Origin of the sequence: Kitasatospora sp. NPDC098652, from assembly GCF_044760155.1 — a bacterium.
Classification (GTDB): Bacteria; Actinomycetota; Actinomycetes; order Streptomycetales; family Streptomycetaceae; genus Kitasatospora.
The window spans coordinates 112,367-132,565 of record NZ_JBIWAQ010000015.1; the positions used below are offsets into that span (position 1 = coordinate 112,367).

The 20,199-nt window shown below is 75.0% G+C and carries 20 protein-coding genes, 1 tRNA gene and 1 pseudogene; 13 read left to right on the plus strand and 9 right to left on the minus strand.

Translation table 11 applies throughout. From position 1 onward, the window contains the following. Window positions 1-433: pseudogene (locus tag ACIQWA_RS28155) on the minus strand (hypothetical protein); the annotation flags it as partial. 162 nt (window positions 434-595) lie between these two features. Between ACIQWA_RS28155 and ACIQWA_RS28160 the strand changes: the two are divergent. Further along, window positions 596-1,429 (plus strand): TIGR02452 family protein, encoded by an 834-nt coding sequence (locus ACIQWA_RS28160; RefSeq protein WP_402487273.1) that lies wholly within the window; start codon window positions 596-598, stop codon window positions 1,427-1,429. 60 nt (window positions 1,430-1,489) lie between these two features. On the opposite strand, the gene ACIQWA_RS28165 is transcribed toward ACIQWA_RS28160, so the two are convergent. Both ACIQWA_RS28165 and ACIQWA_RS28170 read right to left on the minus strand, forming a co-directional pair. Beyond that, window positions 1,490-1,825: a hypothetical protein gene (locus ACIQWA_RS28165; RefSeq protein WP_360237837.1), complete on the minus strand. Its 336-nt coding sequence runs from the start codon at window positions 1,823-1,825 to the stop codon at window positions 1,490-1,492. Window positions 1,826-1,914: 89 nt separating this feature from the next. Next, a complete protein-coding gene (locus ACIQWA_RS28170; protein ID WP_402487275.1) occupies window positions 1,915-3,009 on the minus strand; it encodes a hypothetical protein in 1,095 nt (364 codons plus the stop codon). Window positions 3,010-3,092: 83 nt separating this feature from the next. Between ACIQWA_RS28170 and ACIQWA_RS28175 the strand changes: the two genes are divergently transcribed. Further along, on the plus strand, window positions 3,093-3,557 hold the full coding sequence (locus ACIQWA_RS28175; RefSeq protein WP_360237841.1) for an RICIN domain-containing protein: 465 nt from the start codon (window positions 3,093-3,095) through the stop codon (window positions 3,555-3,557). Between the two features lie 62 nt (window positions 3,558-3,619). Here the strand turns inward: ACIQWA_RS28175 and ACIQWA_RS28180 are convergent, their stop codons facing one another. The 3 genes from ACIQWA_RS28180 to ACIQWA_RS28190 all read right to left on the minus strand — a co-directional run bounded on the left by ACIQWA_RS28180 (window position 3,620) and on the right by ACIQWA_RS28190 (window position 6,391). Beyond that, the gene (locus ACIQWA_RS28180) at window positions 3,620-4,315 is read right to left on the minus strand and encodes a tyrosine-protein phosphatase (RefSeq protein ID WP_402487277.1); all 696 of its coding nucleotides are present in this window, start codon (window positions 4,313-4,315) and stop codon (window positions 3,620-3,622) included. An 86-nt stretch (window positions 4,316-4,401) separates the two neighbouring features. After that, window positions 4,402-5,163, minus strand: a complete 762-nt coding sequence (locus ACIQWA_RS28185; RefSeq protein WP_402487279.1) for an SDR family oxidoreductase — start codon at window positions 5,161-5,163, stop codon at window positions 4,402-4,404. 10 nt (window positions 5,164-5,173) lie between these two features. Continuing rightward, the gene (locus tag ACIQWA_RS28190) at window positions 5,174-6,391 is read right to left on the minus strand and encodes a DNA glycosylase AlkZ-like family protein (RefSeq protein ID WP_402487281.1); all 1,218 of its coding nucleotides are present in this window, start codon (window positions 6,389-6,391) and stop codon (window positions 5,174-5,176) included. Window positions 6,392-6,503: 112 nt separating this feature from the next. Here ACIQWA_RS28190 and ACIQWA_RS28195 point away from each other — a divergent pair, with 112 nt between their 5' ends. The 4 genes from ACIQWA_RS28195 to ACIQWA_RS28210 all read left to right on the plus strand — a co-directional run bounded on the left by ACIQWA_RS28195 (window position 6,504) and on the right by ACIQWA_RS28210 (window position 10,549). After that, a complete protein-coding gene (locus ACIQWA_RS28195; protein WP_402487283.1) occupies window positions 6,504-7,328 on the plus strand; it encodes a DNA polymerase beta superfamily protein in 825 nt (274 codons plus the stop codon). Between the two features lie 48 nt (window positions 7,329-7,376). After that, window positions 7,377-7,449, plus strand: a tRNA-Lys gene (locus tag ACIQWA_RS28200). 240 nt (window positions 7,450-7,689) lie between these two features. Beyond that, window positions 7,690-8,199 (plus strand): hypothetical protein, encoded by a 510-nt coding sequence (locus ACIQWA_RS28205; protein ID WP_402487285.1) that lies wholly within the window; start codon window positions 7,690-7,692, stop codon window positions 8,197-8,199. 328 nt (window positions 8,200-8,527) lie between these two features. After that, a complete protein-coding gene (locus tag ACIQWA_RS28210; RefSeq protein WP_402487286.1) occupies window positions 8,528-10,549 on the plus strand; it encodes a carbamoyltransferase C-terminal domain-containing protein in 2,022 nt (673 codons plus the stop codon). Between the two features lie 250 nt (window positions 10,550-10,799). Here the strand turns inward: ACIQWA_RS28210 and ACIQWA_RS28215 are convergent, their stop codons facing one another. The 3 genes from ACIQWA_RS28215 to ACIQWA_RS28225 are packed head-to-tail and all read right to left on the minus strand — an operon-like array spanning window position 10,800 to window position 13,254. Further along, a complete protein-coding gene (locus tag ACIQWA_RS28215) occupies window positions 10,800-10,985 on the minus strand; it encodes a hypothetical protein (protein ID WP_360237855.1) in 186 nt (61 codons plus the stop codon). Between the two features lie 41 nt (window positions 10,986-11,026). Continuing rightward, window positions 11,027-11,872, minus strand: a complete 846-nt coding sequence (locus ACIQWA_RS28220) for a class I SAM-dependent methyltransferase (RefSeq protein WP_402487289.1) — start codon at window positions 11,870-11,872, stop codon at window positions 11,027-11,029. After that, window positions 11,869-13,254: a cytochrome P450 gene (locus ACIQWA_RS28225; protein ID WP_402487291.1), complete on the minus strand. Its 1,386-nt coding sequence runs from the start codon at window positions 13,252-13,254 to the stop codon at window positions 11,869-11,871. The genes ACIQWA_RS28220 and ACIQWA_RS28225 overlap by 4 nt, the downstream gene beginning before the upstream one ends. A 337-nt stretch (window positions 13,255-13,591) precedes the next feature. Between ACIQWA_RS28225 and ACIQWA_RS28230 the strand changes: the two genes are divergently transcribed. From ACIQWA_RS28230 to ACIQWA_RS28260, 7 genes are all read left to right on the plus strand, one after another. After that, window positions 13,592-13,960, plus strand: a complete 369-nt coding sequence (locus tag ACIQWA_RS28230; RefSeq protein WP_223886012.1) for a hypothetical protein — start codon at window positions 13,592-13,594, stop codon at window positions 13,958-13,960. Window positions 13,961-14,053: 93 nt separating this feature from the next. Then, window positions 14,054-15,046: an ABC transporter ATP-binding protein gene (locus ACIQWA_RS28235; RefSeq protein WP_360237861.1), complete on the plus strand. Its 993-nt coding sequence runs from the start codon at window positions 14,054-14,056 to the stop codon at window positions 15,044-15,046. Then, window positions 15,043-15,912: an ABC transporter permease gene (locus ACIQWA_RS28240; protein ID WP_360237863.1), complete on the plus strand. Its 870-nt coding sequence runs from the start codon at window positions 15,043-15,045 to the stop codon at window positions 15,910-15,912. Before ACIQWA_RS28235 ends, ACIQWA_RS28240 begins: the two co-directional genes overlap by 4 nt. A gap of 20 nt (window positions 15,913-15,932) precedes the next feature. Further along, window positions 15,933-17,120 carry a cytochrome P450 gene (locus ACIQWA_RS28245; RefSeq protein ID WP_402487294.1) on the plus strand — a complete coding sequence of 396 codons (1,188 nt, stop codon included), beginning with the start codon at window positions 15,933-15,935 and terminating at the stop codon, window positions 17,118-17,120. Then, window positions 17,117-18,346: a flavin monoamine oxidase family protein gene (locus ACIQWA_RS28250; protein WP_402487296.1), complete on the plus strand. Its 1,230-nt coding sequence runs from the start codon at window positions 17,117-17,119 to the stop codon at window positions 18,344-18,346. The genes ACIQWA_RS28245 and ACIQWA_RS28250 overlap by 4 nt, the downstream gene beginning before the upstream one ends. A 67-nt stretch (window positions 18,347-18,413) precedes the next feature. Further along, window positions 18,414-19,355 carry a Rieske 2Fe-2S domain-containing protein gene (locus ACIQWA_RS28255; RefSeq protein ID WP_402487298.1) on the plus strand — a complete coding sequence of 314 codons (942 nt, stop codon included), beginning with the start codon at window positions 18,414-18,416 and terminating at the stop codon, window positions 19,353-19,355. Beyond that, on the plus strand, window positions 19,345-20,118 hold the full coding sequence (locus ACIQWA_RS28260; RefSeq protein WP_402487300.1) for an alpha/beta fold hydrolase: 774 nt from the start codon (window positions 19,345-19,347) through the stop codon (window positions 20,116-20,118). The genes ACIQWA_RS28255 and ACIQWA_RS28260 overlap by 11 nt, the downstream gene beginning before the upstream one ends. Window positions 20,119-20,199 lie beyond the last annotated feature (81 nt).

Genomic DNA, 20,199 nt, shown 5'->3' on the forward strand with positions numbered 1-20,199 from the left:
GGGTGGCCGTTCGGGTGGCTTCAACCGTGACCGCGATGACCGTGGTGGCCGTTCCGGTGGCTTCGGTGACCGCGAGCGCTCGGGCGGCTTCAACCGCGACCGTGACGACCGTGGCGGCCGCACCGGTGGCTTCGGCGACCGTCCGGCCCGCTCCTTCGGCGACCGCCCGTCCTTCGGCCGGGACCGCGACGAGCGCGGCGGCAGCAACAGCCGTCCGTTCTCGCGCCGCGACGACCACCGCGCCGGTGGCCGTCCGCAGGCCGACCGCGGTGGCTTCAACCGTGACCGCGGTGGCTTCGGCGACCGTGACCGCGGTGGCTTCAACGGTGGCGGCTTCAACCGCGACGACCGCAAGCCGCGCTGGAAGAACTGACCTCGGACGAGGTCGTGCGGCCCGGTCGGTGATCGACCGCCGGCCGGCTGACTGAACCACACACGAAGGGCCCGCTCCGTCCCCCGGAGCGGGCCCTTCGTGTTCCCCCGGTATCCCCCGATACCCCCCCACACCTCGCTACCGCTCGCCCCCCGAGGTGTTGTTCTGGAAGTGAGAATAACCTGTGGCGCGCGCCGAGGGTAGTCCCGTAGCGTCACGGACATGAGCAGCAGACTGCACGACGTGGCACGGGAGAACGAGGAGATCGCCGCGCGGGGGAGCTACCGGACGGCCGGGGGCGAACTCGTGCAGGTGGGGGAGCAGTTGGCGGCCGCCCGGGCCGGCACGGTGTCGTACTCCCCGGAGGGGCTGGACGCGCTGCTGGCCGCCGGGGAGCGGGGGCCCGCGGGCGGGCCGGTCGAGGTCACGGCCGAGGGCAGCGTCGAGGCGGCCCGGCGGCTGGTCGCGGCCGGGGCCGGGCCGGTCGGGGTGCTGAACTTCGCCTCCGCACGCAACCCCGGCGGCGGGTACCTGCGCGGCGCCCGCGCCCAGGAGGAGGACCTGTGCCGCAGCGCGCTGCTGTACAGCTGCCTGCTGGAGGCGCCGGACTACTACGAGGCGCACCGGGCCTCGACGGACCTGCGGTACAGCCACCGGGTCGTCGTCTCGCCCGGCGTGCCGGTGGTCCGGGACGGCCGCGGCGGCCTGCTGGCCCGGCCGTACCCGGTCACCTTCCTGACCTCGCCCGCCCCCAACGCCGGTCAGCTGGAACGGCGTTCGGCCGGTACGGACGTCCGGGGCGTGCTCGCCGAGCGGGCCGTCCGGGTGCTGGCGGCGGCGGCCCGGCACGAGGTCCGTGCCCTGGTGCTCGGCGCCTGGGGCTGCGGGGTGTTCCGCAACGACCCGGCCCAGGTCGCCGAGGCCTTCGAGGGCGCGCTGGCCCGGTACGGGGGCGCGTTCGAGCGGGTGGTGTTCGCGGTGTGGGACCGCACGCCGGTCTCGGCGAACCGGGCGGCCTTCGAGGCCCGGTTCGGCCCGGCGGTCGTCCCGTCCTGAACCGGGCGGGCGGCTCGGCGCTTGCGCGCCGTGGGGCTCAGCGCTTGCGGGCGGAGAGGCTCAGCGCTTGCGCGCGGAGAGCACCGTCGCGGCCGTCGAAGCCGCCGCGACCACCCCGGTGACGGCGAACACGGACGGCCAGGCGCCGATCCGCTTCGCCAGCGGGTGCGAACCGCCGAAGGCCGCCACGTACAGGCCGGTGAGCGCCGCCGCGGCCGCCGTGCCCGAGCTGCGGCGCCACTGCGCGGCCGCGCCGGCCCCGGCCACCGCCAGCACCGCGCCGCCCAGCTCGCGCCGGCCGCTCCAGCGGGCCACGCCGTAACCGCCGACCAGGCCGCTCGCCGCGGTCAGCGCGGCGGGCGCGGCGGATGCGAGCGCGTTCGGGACCTTCGCCATCGTCGACTCCACTCGTGGGGCTCGTAAGGACGTGTCGGCTTCCGACCCTAACCCGGTGAACGGAGCGGCCCGCCGGGGCCCCGGAGGACTCAGCCGAAGGCCGCCGCGGTGGGCACCCCCGGCACCGTGCGGGCCAGCAGTCGGGCCGCCTCCGCCGGGTCGAGCACCCGCTCCAGCCGGAGGTCGCCCGGGACCTCCGGGAGGAAGCGCCCGGCCGACCAGCTGCGCTCGTACGGCAGCGGCTCCAGCACCAGGGTGCGCACGCCGTCCAGCAGCGGGACGTCGCTGGGCGTGCCCTCGTTCCACAGCCAGGAGCCGTCCGGGGCGACCAGGTTGAAGGCGCCGGTGGCGGTGAGCCGGCGGCCGTCCGGGAACGCCGTCCGGGCCAGTGCCACCACCTCCGGGTCCTGCGGGAGGCCGGGCAGGTGGCCGCCGCCGATCAGCACGTCGGCGAGCAGGGTGTGCAGCTGGAAGGTGTCGCTCAGGCCGCTCATCCGCAGCAGGTAGCCGGTCCCGGTGGGGCGGTCGAGGACCAGCAGCGGTTCGTCGTCGAGCACCAGCGCCAGGTGGGTGAGGCCCTTGAAGTCGTGCCGCTCGCCGCCGTACCGGTCGAACAGCTCCAGCAGCACCTCGGTGACGCCCGAGGCGCGGGCCTCGGCCCGGACGGGCGGGTGCGCGTAGACCGCCCAGGCGGCCTGCTGCCACAGGTGCAGGGTCCACCAGGCGACCACGGCCAGGTGCGCCTGCCAGGGGTCGAGGTGTTCCGGGTGCTCGATCCGGGCGTGCGCCTCGGCCGGATCGTCGGCCTCCTGGTCCGGCAGCGGCCCGCCGCCGGTCCGCGCCCAGTGCTCGACCAGCCGCTGGGCACCGGTCAGCGCCCCGCGCAGACCGGCCAGCACCGGGCCGGCGCAGGCCACCGGATCGGCACCGGACTCCACGCAGGCGCCCACCACCATCGCCAGGTGCGCCCGGGGGAACGGCGGCGCGTCCGGCAGCAGCGCGGCCAGCCGGGGGCCGGCCGCCCGCCGCTCGGCCGGGCCGGCCGGGCCGAACAGCCCGCCGACCAGGCTCAGGGCCGGGCCGAAGCCCTCGTCGTCACCGGCCGCGACCACCGCCTCCAGCTCGGCCACCGCCTCCAGGAGGGTGGGCTGCTGACGGGTCGGCGGAAGGTTCTGGGAGGACATCCGCCGCAGCATAGGCGCAGCCGGCCGGGCTGTCAGCCGTGGGTGCGAGCCGGGCTGTCAGCCGCGGGTGCGAGACTGCGGCCATGACGGACAGCGCCCCTGACAGCACGGCCGACCGGGCGGTCACCGACGGCCGCTACCGGATCCGCAACGTCGGCAGCGGCCTGCTGCTGGAGGTCGCGGAGGCCTCCCGGCGCAGCGGCGCCCGGATCCGCCTCGGCGCGGCCGACGGCACCGACGCCCAGCTCTGGCGGCTCACCGCCGTCCACCCGGGCGGCGCGCTCTTCCACATCGAGAACGTCAACAGCGGCAAGCGCCTGGACGTGACCGGCGCCTCCCCGGACGACGGCGTTCCCGTCCAGCAGTGGTCCGCCAACGCCTTCGGCGCCCAGGAGTGGCTGCTGGAGGCCCACGTGGACGCCCCGGGCACCTACACCGTCACCAGCTTCATCAGCGGTAAGCCGCTGACCGCCACGGACGCCGGTGTCCAGCAGTGGGAGGACACCGACGCCCCGACCCAGTGGTGGCGGTTCGAGCGCCAGGACTGACCCGCGGGGGCCTCGGCCGTTCCGGCCCGGGCCGGGGGCCCTGACCCCCGGGGCCGCCGCCCTCAGGCCGAGAGGTTGGCCCGGAGGGCGGCGAGCTCGGCCTCGGTGGTGCCGTGGGCGGCGAGGTAGGCCGGGACGGTGCCGTGGTGGGTGCGGATCCAGGCGAGGGAGGAGGCGATGAGGTCGGCGTCGACCGGGCGGGAGACCCGCTCGGTGCCGGTCTCGTCGATGTACGGGGTGGGGCCGTCCTCCAGGCCGAGGCCGGCGTTGGAGCGCAGGAAGTCGGCGGTGATGTCGGCGTCCGAGGCGCCCAGCAGGGACTGCAGGACGGCGACGGTGAGGCCGGTGCGGTCCTTGCCGACGGCGCAGTGCACGATCGCCGGGACGGCCTCCGCGGCGGCCAGCCGGCGGATCACGGCGGCGAGCGAGGGGCCGGCCGTCTCGGGCATGAAGGTGTAGAGCGCGGCCTGGTCCTCGGGCCACGGCCGGTCGAGGTCCTCGCGGTTGGCGGGCAGGGTCGGCAGGTTGAGGGACTCGTGGTCGAGGCCGTGCCGCTGGTCCGGCCAGACCTCCAGCTCGAACGGGCTGCGCAGGTCGATCACCGTCCGCAGGCCGAGCTCCTTGAGCTTCCGGGCGCCCTCCTCGGTGAGCGTGTGGAGGGAGCCGGAGCGGTACAGGACGCCCCGGCGCAGGGCGCCGATCCCGCCCGCGTCACGGAAGTTGCGCACACCGGCGATGTCGATGAAGGCAGCGGTCATGGCCCCACGGTACGGGCGCGGACGGAGCGGGGGGAAGGAAACCGGAGAGGACCGTTCGCCGAATCCCCGCCCCCCGGCCGGGGCCGTCAACGCCCGCCGGAGACCTCCAGGAACGCCCCCGTGGTGTACGAGGCGGCCGGGGAGAGCAGGAACAGGATCGCCTCGGCGACCTCCTCCGGCTCCCCGCCGCGCCGCATCGGCAGGCCCGGGGCGACCCGGTCGACCCGGCCCGGTTCGCCGCCGAGCGCGTGGATGCCGGTGTGGATCAGGCCCGGGCGCACGCAGTTGACCCGGATGCCCTCGGCCGCGACCTCCAGCGCCAGGCCGCGGGTCATCGAGTCCACCGCGCCCTTGGCCGCCGCGTAGTCGACGTACTCGTTCGGCGAGCCGATCCGGGAGGCGGCCGAGCCGACGTTGACGATCGCGCCGCCGCGCCCGCCGTACCGGGTGGACATCCGGCGGACGGCCTGGGCCGCGCACAGGAACGGGCCGGTGATGTTCGCCGCCCAGATCCGGTTCAGCCGCTCCTCGTCGATCTCCTCCAGCCGGCACTGCCGCTCCAGCGTGCCCGCGTTGTTCACCAGCCCGGTGAGCGGCCCGAGTTCGGCGTCCACGGTGGCGAACAGCCGCTCCACCTCGGCGCTGCGGGTGACGTCCGCCCGGACGGCGACCGCGGTGCCGCCCTCGGCCCGGACGGCGTCCACCACGGCGGCGGCCGAGGCTTCGTCCGTACGGTAGTTGACGCACACCCGGTAGCCGCGGCGGGCGGCCAGCAGGGCGGTGGCGGCGCCGATGCCGCGACCGGCGCCGGTGACGAGCAGGACTTCGTCGGTGCTGGTGTTCGACATGGGCCGTACGCTACCCGGCCGGCCACCCCCGCGCGGCGGCCTCCCGCAGCGCGGCGACCCTGGGGGCGCGGCTCCTCGGCGAGTCGAGACTGAACCCGCGGGCGTCGCCCAGTTCGTCCCGGACGAACGCCTCGGTGCGGGCCACCGCGGCGCGCAGCGCGTCGTCCGGCGGGACGAAGGACAGGTGGACGAGCTCGGCCCGCTCGGTGTCGTACTCCCACAGGCCGACGATCCGGCCGCGGTCCAGCACCAGGTGGGTCTGCGGGTCGGTCTCGCCGCCGAAGGTGCGCCCGGCCCGGCCGGCGGGCAGCGGGCGGGCGGCGTCGGCGGGGTCGAGCAGCCGGGACAGGTCGCGGTGCAGCAGGTGGATGCCGTCGATGCCGGCCAGCAGGGTGTAGTGCGGCTCGGCCGGCCGCTCGAACCCGGCGAACTCCTCGGCGAGTTCGGGCGGCAGCAGCAGGTCCGAGCCGGGGGCGACCGGCACCGGGCCGGCCTCGGCGACGGCCCGGCGGGCGGTGGCCGCGGAGAAGCCGGAGAACCAGCGGAAGTGTCCGAGGGTGGCCGGCCCGGCCCAGGAGAAGTAGCGGCGGGCGAGGTCCACGGCGTCCCCGAGGACCGGCTGGTCCCAGCCGACGTAGCCGTAACGCTGCTGGTCCAGGCGGCCGTTGACGGGCACCCGGCGGATCCGGCCGCGCGACTGCAGCAGCCCGAGGGCGAGCGGCAGGGTGGTGGCCAGGCCGCGCTTGCGGCCCGGCTCGCCGAGCGGCCGGACGGCGTCGCCGACCGCCTCCCGGATCGTGGTCGGATCCAGCGGCCCGCCGTCGGCGAGCGCCCGCTCGACGGCCAGGCAGAGCTGCTCCACCTCGTCCCGGCCGACGCCCAGGTGCTTGGCCGCGGCCGCCAGTTCGCCCTCCGGGGCGGCCGCGCCGACCGCCAGGCCGAGCGCGAAGTCGGCGGCCGGCAGCAGGTACGTACAGCCCCGGGCGGACGGCAGCTCGTGCACCGAGAGGTCGGCCACCGCCGCGTCCACGGCCGCCCGCCCCAGCCCGGCCCGGGCGAACAGGCCCAGGTACGGGGCGGCGCCGCCGACCGAACGGGCCCAGCCGGTCGCGGCCAGCACCTCGGCGGCGGACGCGCCGGGGTGCGGGCGGTCCAGCCACTGCCGGTGCGACCACCAGGCCCGCAGCTTCTCGACACCGACGGCTTCCGGGCGGGGATCGTGCTCCATGGGCCCAGTATCGGCGGCCGGGCGGGCCCCGGACCGGAAATCGCTCGCCCGGCGCGGCCCGTTCCGGGGAGGATGCGGTACCCGGCGGAACCGGTGATCGAGAGGAGGACGCATGACCGACGCACCCGGCACGGTGCCGCTCTCCGGCACCGTGCCGCTCTCCGGCACTGTGCTGCTCTCCGGCACTGTGCTGCTCTCCGGCACTGTGCTGCTCTCCGGCATTGTCGGCTCCACCGCCTACGGCTTCGCCCACGCGGGCTCCGACGTCGACCGGCTGGGGCTGTTCGCCGTCCCCACCGAGGAGTTGCACGGCCTGCACCGCCCGGCCGAGTCGCACGTCACCACCGAGCCGGACGTCACCCTGCACGAGGCCGCCAAGTGGTGCCGCCTGGCGCTGTCCTGCAACCCGACCGCCTCCGAACTGGTCTGGCTGCCCGAGGAGCTGTACGAGACCGCCACCCCGCTCGGCCGGGAACTGGTCGCGATCCGGTCGAGCTTCCTCAGCGCCCCCGCCGTCCGCCGGGCCTATCTCGGTTACGCGGACCAGCAGTTCCGCAAGCTGCTGACCCGGGACACCACCGACCCGGCCACCCGCCGCCGGGCCGCCAAGCACGCCCGGCACCTCGTCCGGCTGGTCGAGCAGGCCGTCCGGCTGCACCGCACCGGCCGCAACCTGATCCGGCTGCCCGACCCCGAGCGCGTCCGCGAGCTCGGCGAACGCATCGCCGACCGCCCCGCCACCGCCGAACAGCTGCTCGCCGAGGCCGCGGACCGGCTCGCCGGCCCCGGCGTCCTGCCCGACGCCCCCGACCCCCGCCCCGCCGAGGCCTGGCTGCGCCGCGTCCGCGCCGCCCACTACGCCCCGCCCCGGGCCGCAGCCCCGGCACCCGGCGCGCCCACCCAATCCACTGGCGGAGCCCTGGGGCCCACCGGGTAGGATCGCCGTGGCCCTCTCCACCCGGGATCCTCCGGGGCGCAGGGCCGCGGGCCACTAGCTCAATTGGCAGAGCTGCGGACTTTTAATCCGTAGGTTCAGGGTTCGAGCCCCTGGTGGCCCACATCAGCGCAGCATCCCGGCCGGCACGATCGGCCGGGATGCTGCCGTTTCCGGCCGTTCAACGGTGGGCGCGCCAGAGGCCGTAGAGGCCGACGCCGGCACCGGTGATCACCTCGAATCCGCCGGTGCCCGCGGCCAGGTGGACGGGCCGGAGCCCCCGGTGCGGGCACGCCCGACCGGCGCGGACCCGGTGGAAGGCCCCGCCCGGATTGAGTGATGTGGACTCAACTACCATGCGGCCATGGGACCTTTGAAGCCTGATCCAGCGCAGTTGGTGATCGGACTCGTCTGCTTCTTCCTGATATTCGGAATCCTCGGGGCGGTGCTGCTGCCGCGGATCGAGAAGGTGCTGGGGGAGCGGCGGGACGCCACCGAGGGGGGTGTCGAGCGGGCCGAGGAGGCGCGGGCGGAGGCCCGGCGGGTGTACGAGGAGTTCCAGGCGGAGCTCCTCGCGGCGCGGCACGAGGCGGCGGCGATCCGGCAGACCGCCACCGAGGAGGGGGCGGCGCTGATCGCGCGGCTGCGGGCCGAGGGGCAGGCGCTGCGGGACGGGATGCTGGCCGAGGCGCAGGTGCAGCTGGCGGCGGACCGGGTGCTGGCCGAGGCCGAGCTGCGGGAGGACGTGATCCGGCTGGCCACGGAGCTGGCGGGGCGGGTGATCGGCGAGCCGGTCGCCGAGCTGCCGCGGACCCGGGCGATCGCCGACGAGTTCTTCGCCGCGCAGGACGCCAGGGCGGGCGCCGGCGCCTGACCTCCCGGAGCGCCGGGAACTTCCCCACCAACGGCCCGGGCCCCGGGCAGTGGATCAGCCGCTGCCCGGGGCCCGGGCCGTTCTGCCGGGAGGCCGCCGAGGCCCCCGCTGCGCATGCGTACGCCCGGGCCCGGGGCCGTGCGTAAACGGGGATTTCAGTATGTACCGGGCCTCCGCACGCGTGGTCGAATGACCGGGTAGTCGCTGGTGCCGGGGGCAGGCGGCCGGCCCGGGCGGGGTACCGGAAATCCCGGGACATCCCTTCGCGCACGGGCCGGAAATACCTCGTCCTGACAGAACCTGGCAGACCGAGGAATAAGAGGTAACCGTGGCCGAGCATTTCCTTTCCGCCTATCTCACGCCGCCGGGGCCGGGTGCGGTCTTCTCGGTCCGGCACGACCAGAACGTCGCGCTGTGGCGCCGGGACGGGGCGGACGTCGAACTCGTCCGGGTCTGGGAACTGGAGCGGGTCAGCGGGCAGAAGCACCATTTCTGGCCGCTGTACACCGAGGGCCGCTCGGCGGCCTTCCTGTCGGCGCTGCTGGCCGAGGAGGGGCTGACCCTCGACGACGTCACCGCCACCTGGGGCACGCCCGGCCTGCCGAAGGCGCAGCCGGTGCCCAAGCCGGCCGGGGCCGAGGACTTCCCGCTGCACAGCCTGGCGCACCTGTTCAGCGGCGTGCTGCGGGACGTCCCGCTGTTCCGTGAGGGGCAGATCGTCGGCCTGGCGATCGACGCGCTGCCCGACTACGCCCAGGAGAGCCGCCCCAACCCGTACTGGTACGCGGGCTGCGTGGTGAAGCAGGGCGAGATCACCTTCGAGCCGGTGGAGTCCCCCGGGCCGCTGTACACCGCGGCCGAGACGGTGTTCGGGCTGGAGCCGGGCTCGCTGATGGCGCTCGCCTCCGCCTCGACGGCCGCGATCGAGTTCGACGCCGAGGCCGCGATCGCCGGGGTCACCTTCTTCGGCGGCTCGGCGACCCAGCCCTGGAAGGCCGCCCACGACCTGGTGCGCTCGGTGGTGGACGCCGCCGAGGAGCAGCTCGCCGACGCGGAGCTGGACGACTCGCTCAGCCGCGAGGACCACCTGCGCAGCGCCGTGATGAAGGTGATCCAGCGCTGCTGCGAGGGCGTCGCGATCCGCAACGTGGAGCGGCTGCTGGAGGTCGGCGGCATCCGCGCCGAGGACACCCACCTGGCCACCACCGGCGGCTACGCGCTCAACTGCCCCACCAACACCCTGCTGATGGACCGCTTCGGCTTCCGCGGCCTGGTCACCCCGCCGTGCGCCAACGACTCCGGCCAGGGCATCGGCCTGGGCCTGCTCGGCCTGTACGGGGCCGGCGCGCTCGACGGCTCCGAGCTGCGGATCACCTCCCCGTACTACGGCCGGGACGTCCTGGACACCGAGGAGGCGCTGGCCGAGTTCGCGCCGTGGATCGTCTCGGTGACGGACTTCGAGGACGAGCGCTTCGTCGCCGACGTCTCGGACGGCGTGGTCGCCTGGGTGGACGGCCGGGCCGAGCTCGGGCCGCGCGCGCTGGGCCACCGCAGCCTGCTCGGCGACCCGCGCTCGCCGAAGGTCAAGGACCTGCTGAACGAGTACAAGCGGCGCCAGTGGTGGCGGCCGGTCGCGCCGATGGTGATGGCCGAGCACGCGGGGGACTGGTTCGCCTCCGACCGCGAGTCGCCGTACATGCTGGAGGCCGTGCAGGTCCGGCCGCAGGTGCGGGAGCTGGTGCCCGCGATCGTCCACCTGGACGGCTCGGCCCGGCACCAGACCGTCACCGCGGCGTCCAACCCGCGGCTGCACCGGGCGCTGGACGCCTTCCGGGCCGCGACCGGGGTGCCGATCCTGTGCAACACCTCGCTCAACGACAAGGCCGAGGCGGTCGTCGACCAGGCCGCGCAGGCGCTCAACTTCTGTGTCCGCAAGGGTGTTTCGGTGCTCTACCTGAGCGGGCGGCGGGTCGAGCTGCGGGCCGAGCCGGTGCCGACCGCCGGGGTGCCGGCGCCCGTGGCCCCGACCGAGCCGCGGCCGCGCGCGCTGGAGCACTTCGCCGGGCAGGAGGCGGACCGCGACGCGCTGTGGCAGGGCTGGCTGGACGCCGGCTACACCGTCGAGGGCATGTACCACCTCTCGCGCAGCCACCAGCTGCGCGCCGAGCAGGAGCTGTCCACGCCGGAGCGGGTGAACCTGCTGGCGGCGTACCGGGCGAAGGTGGACCCGTCGTTCTCCGGGCTGGTGAACAACTTCGTCCGCACCCACGGGCCGGGCGGCTCCTTCGTCGACCCGTCCACGCTGACCGGGGCGTTCGGGGTGATCAACCCGCTGCGCAAGGGCCGCTGAGCCAGGGTCGCTGAGCAAGGGTCGCTGAGCCGTCGGGGAACGGGTCGGGGGGGGGGGGGGTGGGAGCCCCCCCCCCCCCCCCCCAAACCCCCCAACCCCCCCCCCGGGCAACCGCCCTAAAGGGGGCGGCGGGGGGCGGGGGGGGGGGGGCGGCGGGGCGGGGGGGCGGGGGGGCGGGGGGGGGGGGGGGGGGGCTTCCCCCCCCCCCCCCCCCGACCCGTTCCCGCTGCTAAGCCTCCGGGCGCCATCGTCAGTAGCGCGGCTTCCGGGTCAGCGCCAGGCCGCCCAGCAGGAAGGCCACCCCGAGCACACCGGCGACCACCGCGGAGGTGGTGTCGGCGGGCTTGTGGCTGGCGTCCATCACGGCGGTGACCAGGCCGGCGACGGCGCTGATGTAGCAGAAGATGGTGATGAAGATCTTCACCTTGGGGTGCATGGAGGTGTTCCTTTCCGGTTTCCGGGAGGGGTGTGGTGCGGTCAGGCGGTTTCCTGCGGTCCGCGGCCCGCGGGTGCGGTCGCGGCGGCGGTGAGGCCGAGCAGCATCACCCAGGCGTCGGGGTCCGACCGGAAGCGGTTCCAGCGGTCCGCCGCGAGGGCGAGTTCGGCCAGGGAGAGGACGCCCCGGGCGACCAGCGGCTCCAGGCGCCGCGGGCCGAGCTGCGGGGCGAAGGCGTCGGTCGGGTGGTCGTCGTTGGTGGTGGCGAACGGGCGCAGCACCGGCCGCTCGAAGCCGGCCGCGCGCAGCAGCCGGGGGAGCCGGCGCCCGATCGAGCGGTCGCCGCCGTCGGCCCGCTGGGCGGCGGCCATCTTGGCGTGCACGCCCGCGAGTTCGGGGTACGAGGGCTCGGCGGCGCCCCACAGCGCGGAGTCGACCTCGGTGACGGCGACGGTGCCGCCGGGACGCAGCACCCGGCGGACCTCGGCGAGCACCGCGACCGGGTCGGGCACGTGCTGGAGGACGTAGCGCAGCAGGACGAAGTCCACGCTCGCGTCCGGCAGCGGCAGTTCGGCGCCGTCGGCGACCAGCAGGGTCACCCCGGGGCCGGCCGCGTGGGCGAGGAGTTCGCCGTCGATGTCGGCGGCGACCAGTTCGGTACCGGCGGGCAGCGCGGCGCGCAGCCGGCGGGTCACCGCGCCCGGCCCGGCGCCGAGTTCGAGCACCGTGCGGGCCGAGGACAGGCCGAGCTCGCGCAGGATGCGCAGCTCCTCGGGGAAGGAGAGCGCGGCCTGCGCCTCCAGCCGGTCGAGTTCGGCGGCGAGGCCGCCGCCGGTGGTGCGGGCGGGGTCGTAGGAACCGCCGACCGGTCGTACGGGCGTGCTCATCGGGGCCTCGCGATCATCGTCATGCCGTGCTTGGGGCGGAGGGTGACCAGGGCCTCGGGTTCGACCGGGAAGCCCTCGACCAGCTCCAGCCGGACGGACTGGAGCAGGGAGGCGAGCACCAGGACGGCCTCCAGCATCGCGAAGTGCTGGCCGACGCAGATCCGGTCGCCGCCGCCGAACGGCAGGTAGAGGTGGCTGGGCAGGTCGGCGCCGTCGAAGCGGTCCGGGAGGTAGGCGTCCGGCCGCTCCCAGTACTCGGGGTGGCGGTGCAGCACCCACTGGCTGACGCAGACCAGGGTGCCGGGCTCGACGTGGTACCCGCCGATGACGTCCGGCCCGACGGCCCGGCGGGAGATCAGCCAGACCGGCGGGTAGAGCCGCATGGCCTCCTGGATCGCCCGCCGGCAGGCCGGCAGCGCGGCCAGGTCGGCGGCGGTCGGCGGGCGGCCGCCGAGGACGCGGTCGACCTCCTCGCGGACCTTGGCCAGTTCCTCGGGGTGGCGGTCGAGCAGGTAGAGGGTCCAGGTCAGGGACTTGGCGGTGGTCTCGTGGCCGGCCATCACGATGGTCAGTACCTGGTCGCGGAGGTCCTCGTCGGAGACCAGGTGGTGGCTGGACATCAGGGTGTCCAGCAGGTCGCCGCCCGCTCCGGCGGCGCCGCCGCCCGTGCTGCCTCCGCCCGCGCTGCCTCCGCCCGCGCCCCCGCCCGTGCTGCCCCCGCCCGCGCGGCGGGCGGCGATCAGGGTGCGGGTGACGGTGTTGAGGAACACCCGGGCGCGGCCGAAGTCGGCGTACCGGCGGGCGGTGTCGGCCGGGTCCGGGTCCGGGGTCGGTACGTAGTGGCCGATGCAGCGGTTGACGGCGTCCACCGCGCGGGCGAAGCCCTCGCCGATGCCGTCGAGGTCGGCGCCCAGGATGGCGTGGGTGAGGATGCCGAGGGTGAGCGCGGTGAGGTGCTGGTCCACCTCCAGCGGGGTGCCGGCCTCGATGGCGGGCCGCCAGCGCTCCAGCATCCCGGCGGTGGCGTCGGTGACGATGCCGTCGAAGGTGCGGACGGCGGTGGGGCGGAACGCGGGCGCGGTGAGGTGCCGCTGGCGGGCCCAGTCGGCGCCGTTGCTGGTCAGCAGCCCGTTGCCGAGCAGCGGGCGCAGCATGGCGTCGTCCGGGGTGCCTTCCTTGGTGTAGTTGGCGCCGTTGTCCTTGAGGACGTGCCGGGCGTACTCGGGCCGGTTGAGCAGGTAGACGGTGTCGCCGTCGGCACGGTGCCGGGTGACGTCGCCGTAGCTGCGGGCCAGGCCGGTGATGAAGTCGAGCGGCGACTCCCTCATCAGCGCCATGTCGATGTCGTCGGCAGGGCCTGGCGGGACGGTGTGCGTAGGCACGGTGCGGACCACCCCCGTGTTTCCTCTCGGTGCTCACCCGGGACTTCCGGAATGCGTACGCGCCCGGCGAACACGTACGTACGCATTTCCCGTCGATTTCCCGGTACGCATTCGGATGCGTATGTCGATACGTATTCTGATGCGTATTCAAGGGCGCGGGACGCCTGAAATCTACCGCACCGGCCGCACGTGCTCAATACTTAGTCCGGGCACCGGAAGTGAGGTCTTGGCGGCCAATTGCGGCCGTGTCATTCTTCATTCGTCGGCAGCGCCGGGAAGTACGAAAGTGCCGAGGCCGGCCGACGGCCAACCGGAAACCAGAGAAAAGGAAATTCTCATGGCTTTGGACCAGAGGAAGCGGGCCGAGTTCGTCAACGGCTACACCCGCGCCCTGATCAGCGCCTGGTCGAGCGAGGAGTACGCGGCCCGCCTGCGTACCGACGCCCGCGCCGCCCTCGCCGAGGCCGGCCTGGAGCTCCCGGCCGACGCCGAGATCGTCATCGTCCAGACTGCCGCCGAGGGCGAGCAGGAGGGCAACCTCGAGGTGCAGGTGGAGCTGTACGAGATCGGTCTGGCGACCGGCCGTTACGAGTTCCACATCCCGGAGACCCCGCAGATCGACACCGCCGAGCTCAGCGAGGGCGACCTGTCGGACATCGCGGCCGGCGGCAACTCCTGCTGCTGCCCGTGCTGCTGCTGCACCTGATCCAGCCGGGAAACCCGCAAGCCGGGCAAGGCGCCCGGCCGGTCGACCTGATGACCAGGCCGACCTGATCACCCCACCAAGGAGCGATCCACAGTGGCGACTGCCGTCGGGGAACACCCCGTCTCAGTCCGCGGCCTTCGCAAGAGCTACGGCGACTGGCACGCGGTCCAGGGTCTGGATCTGGACATCCACCAGGGTGAGGTCTTCGCCCTGCTCGGGCCGAACGGCGCGGGCAAGACGACGACCGTCGAAATCCTGGAAGGCGTCCGCCAGCGAACCGGCGGTGACGTGCGGGTCCTCGGCTGTGACCCAGCCGAGGACCGGCGCGACTGGCGCGCCAGGATCGGGGTGGTCCCGCAGACCACCGGCGCCTACTCGGACCTGACGGTCCGTGAGGTGGTCGAGCACTTCGCGGCGTTCTACCCGAACCCGCTCCCGGTCGGCCAGGTCATCGACATGGTCGGACTGGGCAAGCACGAGAAGAAGCAGAGCACCGACCTCTCCGGGGGACAGGCCCGTCGGCTCGACGTCGCGGTGGGCATCGTCGGCGACCCGGACCTGATCTTCCTCGACGAACCCACCACCGGGTTGGACCCGGTGGCTCGCCGGGAGGCCTGGGACCTGGTCCGCTACTTCTCCGAGCGCGGTCGTACCACCGTGCTCACCACGCACTACCTCGACGAGGCCGAGGCGCTGTGCGAGCGCGCCGCGGTGATCGTCGCCGGCCGGGTGGTCCAGTGCGGGCCGCTGGCCGAGTTCGGCGGCCGAACGCAGACTCCGACCACGGTCTCCTTCCGGATTCCGCCGGAGCTGGCCGGCCGCACGCTGCCGTCGTTGCCACCCGGGGCCGACCCGGCCCCGGTGGGCGCGGACGGCGTGCTCAGGATCGGCACCCACGCCCCGACCGCGCTGCTCGCGGCGCTGGTCCCGTGGGCGCACCAGGCGGGGGTGGGCGAGCTGCCCGAACTGCGGGTGCACCGGCCGACCCTGGAGGACGTGTACCTGGACCTGATCAGGGAGCACGCCGACGGCACCGACCGCGGCGCCGACACCACCCAGCTCATCTCCGAGGCGGGCACGCGATGACCCTCACCCAGCCCAGCACGACCGCCCCGGTCACCGGCACCCCCCGGGCGGCCCGGCACACCGGCCGGCTGCCCGGCATCTGGCGGGCCGGCGCGGCCCGCTCGAAGGTCGAACTGCGCGCGTTCTTCCGGAACAAGCAGTCGCTGGTCTTCACCCTGATGTTCCCGGTGATCCTGCTGGTCGTCTTCGGCTCGATCTTCTCCGGGAAGGTGGCCGGCACCGACACCGACCTCAAGCAGGTGTTCATGGCCGGCATCATCGCCGCCGGCGTGATGAGCACCTCCTTCTCCGGCCTCGCGATCAACATCGCGATCGAGCGCGACACCGGCACCGTCCGCCGGCTCGCGATGACCCCGATGCCCAAGTCGGCGTACTTCGTCGGCAAGCTGGTGCGGGTCATCGTCACCACCGCGCTGGAGGCCGTGCTGCTGATCGGCATCGCGCTGGCCCTGTTCGGGCTGCCGCTGCCCAGCACCCCGGAACGCTGGTTCACCCTCGGCTGGGACCTCGCGCTCGGCACCGTCGCCTGCGCGATGGCCGGCGCCGCCTACTCGGCGCTGATCCCCAACAGCCGGTCCGCGGCGGCGATCGTCACCCCGGTCTTCATGGTGCTGCAGTTCATCTCCGGCGTGTTCTTCCCGTTCGGCCAACTCCCGGCCTGGATGCAGACGGTGGCGGCGTTCTTCCCGGTCAAGTGGATGGCCCAGGGCTTCCGCTCGGTCTTCCTGCCGGACTCCTTCACCGCCGTGGAGCCTGCCGGGAACTGGGAACTGGGCCACATCGCCATGGTCCTGGTCGCCTGGTCGCTGGCCGGCCTGGTGCTGACCGCCTTCTCCTTCCGCTGGCGCGGACCCCGGGTCCGCTGAGACCTCCTCGGAGCTGGAACATGACGACGGCACCGGTGCGCCTGCCGGAGCACCTGATCCACCCGTTCGCCCCCGCCGGGCGGGCGAACCCGCACCCGGCGTACCGGTGGCTCCGGGCCAACGACCCGGTCCACCACGACCCCGCGTCCCGGCTCTGGCTGGTCACCGCGCACGCCGACTGCGCGACGGTGCTGCGCGACCCGCGCTTCTCCGCCGCCCAGGGCCAGCGGGAGCGCGCCCGCGAGGACGCCCTGCCGCCGTCCATGCTCACCACCGACCCGCCGGACCACCAGCGGCTCCGGGCCCCGGGGGCGCTGCTCCTGGGGCCGGCGGCCGTCCGCTCCCTCGCCGACGGGCTCGCCGCGGACGTGGACGCGCTGCTCGACCGGCTGCCGGCAGGCGGGCGGGTGGACGCCGTCGCCGACCTCGGCCGGCCGCTCGCCACCGCCGTGTACGCGCGGCTGTTCGGCCTGCCCGCAGCCGAGTTGAAGCGCTTCGAGGCGCTCGCCCGGGCCGCCTCCGTCAACCTCGACCCGATGGTGCCCCCGGCCCGCGCCGCCCTCGGCCGCAGCGCCGCCACCGCGCTCACCCACTATTTGGACGGCCACACCGCCCGGGTCGAGGGCCGGGACGTCCCGCTGGCCGCCCTGGCCGCCGACGACCGGCTCAGCCGCGCCGAGATGCTCGGCGTCCTCAACCTCGCCGTGATCGGCGGCTGGCAGCCGCTCGCCGAGTTCATCGGCAACGCGCTGCACCTGCTGCTGCCTGACCGCCCGGCCGTCGCCCGGCTCGCCGCCGCCGACGAGGACCTCGCCCGCCTCGCGGTGGACGAACTGCTCCGGCTGGAGGCCCCGATCCCGTTCACCGCCCGGGTCACCACCGACCGGGTCGAACTGGCCGGCGGGGTGCTGCCGCCCGGCGCCCGGGTCCTCGCGGTGCTCACCGCCGCCAACCGCGACCCGGAGGTCTTCGCCGACCCGGACGCGCTGCGCCTCGACCGCAGCCCCAACCCCCACCTCGGCTTCGGCGGCGGCCCGCACTTCTGCCTGGCCGCCCCGCTGGTCCGGCAGACCGCGGCCCTGCTGCTGCCCCGGCTGGTCCGCCGCTTCCCGGCCCTGCGCGGCCCGGACGGCGCCCCGGACTGGGACCAGTGCCTCGTCCCCCGCCGACTGCGGGCCCTTCCGATCGAGCTCGGGGGTGGGCTGTGACCACCTACGACGTGATCGTGGTCGGTGCCGGAGCGGCCGGGCTCAACTGCGCCCGACTGCTGGCCGGGGAGGGCCTGCGGGTCGTGGTGCACGAGGCCCGGGAGCGGCTCGGCGGGCGGATCCACACCTTCCGGCCCGCCGACGGCGGCCCGCCGCTGGAACTCGGCGCCCAGGTGGTGCACGGGGAGCACAACCCGGTCCACGAACTGCTCGGCCCCGGCCGTACCGCGGCCGTCCCGCGCCGGGTCACCGCCCGGATCGTCGAGGACGGTGCCGAGCGGTCGATGGGCGCGCTGAGCACCGGCCGCCGCGCCCCCTGGCAGCTGGAGGCCGCACTGCTGCGCACGCCCGGTGTCACCGGCCTGTCCGTCGGCAGTTGGCTGCGCGCCTGCGGCAGCACCGGCGCCGAGGCCGCGGCCGCCACCGAGTGGTTCCGGCAGAACTGGGCCACCGACCCGGAGCAGCTGAGCGCCGCCGGAGTCGCCGCCGCACACCGCGGGGACGCCGTCGGCGAGGGCGAGTTCGCCGTCGACGGCGGCTTCGCCCGGCTGCCCGAGCGGCTGGCCGGGGGGCTGGACGTCCGACTCGGCTCGGTGGTCCGGGAGTTGTCGTACGAGCCCGGTCGGGTCACGGTACGGACGGACGCCGGGAGCGCGGTCGCCCGCGCTGTCGTGCTCACCGTCCCGCCGGCCGCCGCGATGCCCGGCCTGCCCGCGTGGAAGCTGGCGGCCGCCGCCGACCTGCCCGCCGGGGACGGCTGCTGCGCGGTGGTCACCCTGGACCGGCCCGCGCCCGACACCGTGATCGTCTTCGACGTGGACGGCCGCACCGGCTTCACCCGCTGCGCCGCCGGGCGCCCCGAGGTGCTGGTGGTCGCCAAGGCGGGCGCCGCGGCATCGCTGCGCGCGGCCGTCGCCGACCGTACGGCGCAGTCCGACCGTACGGCGCTGGCCGAGCTGCTGGCCACCGCCCTGCCCTGGACCTCCGGTGCCACCGTGCTGGACGTCGCGGTCGCCGACTGGGGCCAGGACCCGTACGCGCGCGGGGCGTTCACCGCCCCCCGGGCCGGGCTGGAGGACGCCGCCGGGCGGTGGGCCGAGCCGGTCGACGACACCCTCTTCTTCGCCGGGGAGGCGACGGTCGCGGGCGAGCAACTGCCCTGGGTGCAGGGCGCCCTGGCGAGCGGCGAGCGGGCCGCCGAACAAGTCCTCAAGGCGCTCCGGTGAACGCCCGCCGAGGAACGCTCTCCGATGATCGCCCGCCGATGAACGCCCTCCGATGAACGTGAGCCCGATGACCGTGCACCACGGCTGGTACCTGCTGGCCTTCCGATCCGAACTGGCCGACGACATCACCCCGTTGGCGATCGGTCCGCGCCGCCTGATCGCCGTCCGCGACGGCGGGCGGGTCCGCGTCCTGGACGCCAACTGCCCGCACCGCGGTGCCCACCTGGGCTACGGCGGGCGGCGCGAGGGCGACTGCGTGGTCTGCCCCTTCCACGGCAAGCGGATCGGCCTCGGCGACCCGTCCAAGCACTGGTCCGTCGCCGAGCACCGGGTGCTGGAGTGGGGCGACGCCGTGTTCGTCCGGCTCTCCGAGCACCCGGACGGCGACCGCGGCTTCGAGCGGTCGGTCCAGGGCTGGCAGCAGGAGTACCCGCTGGTCGCGGCCGTCGCCCTGCCGGTCGCGGTGCCGTCCGAGTACGTCGTCGAGAACGCCTTCGACCCGGACCACTTCAAGGCCGTCCACGGCGTCCCCGGCAACCGGGGGATGGCCACTCGGGCGGGTGAGCACGGCGAGCTCGTCATCGAGGGCGAGTTCCTGATGCAGACCTCGCCCTGGCAGGACGCCCGCACGCTGGAGGAGATCCGCTGGGAGGCGGTGCGCACCGGCCGGGTCCGCTGGGACTTCAAGCCGCGCTTCCACGCCCAGGCGTTCAGCCCCAACGTGGTGGTCACCGAGTTCGGCCCGCCCGAGACCCGGCAGGTCATCGTCACCGGCTCCGTCCCGACCGGGGACGGCGGCTGCGTCGCCCGGGTCGCCATCGGCGTCCGCGAGGACCAGCGGGCGGCGCTGCCGGCCCTGCTCGGCGGCAGCGAGAAGGCGCTCGCCGAGGACAAGGTGGTCTGGGAGCACCTGGACCACACCATGACCCCGCGCTACGACGCCCGCGACGAGCCGGTGCTCGCCTTCCGCCGGTTCTGCGCCGACTTCGGAGCCCGACTTGACGACTGACCTGCACCTCCGCCGCCAGGGCGAGGGCCCGGCCGTGCTGTGGATCCACGGCTACACCATGGACTCCACCACCTGGCAGCCGCTGTGGGACCGCCTCCCCGGCTTCACCCACATCGGCGTCGACCTGCCCGGCCACGGCGGCTCCGCCCCGCTCCCCCCGGGGCTGACGCTCCCCGCCCTGGCCGGGCAGCTGGCCGAGGTGGCGAAGGAGACCGGCGCCCGCCGACTGGTCGGCCTCTCCTTCGGCTCCGTCTCGGCCCTCCAGCTCGCGATCCAGCAGCCCGGAGCGCTCGACCGGCTGGTCCTCGCCGCCCCCACCCTGGCCGGCACCCCCAACGAGGACTCCGCCCGGGTCCGCTACCGGCAGCTGACCATGCTCCACCGCATGGTCGGCCCCGGCGAACAGCTCGCCGACCTCTGGATGCAGTCCCCGCCGGACATCTTCACCGGCACCCGGCGCCACCCCGAACTCCGCGCCGCCCTGCGGGAGGTGGTCGCCCGGCACAGCTGGGCCGAGCTCGGCAACCGCGCCATGGACGCCCTCACCGCCCACCGGCACACGGTGGACGACCTGCGCCGGATCACCGCCCGCACCCTGGTCGTCCTGGGCGAGGAGGACATGCCCGCCTTCACCCGCAACGCCGAGCTGCTCCGCGACACCGTCCCGGACTGCCGGCTGGCGACCCTGCCGGAGACCGGCCACCTCCCGCTCCTCGAACGCCCCGACGCCTGCGCCGAGTTGCTCGCGGACCACCTCGCCTGAGCCCAGGGCCGTCCACCTCGCCCGAGCCCCGGGCCGTCCACCTCGCCCGAGCCCGGGGTCGTCCACCTCGCCCGAGTCCAG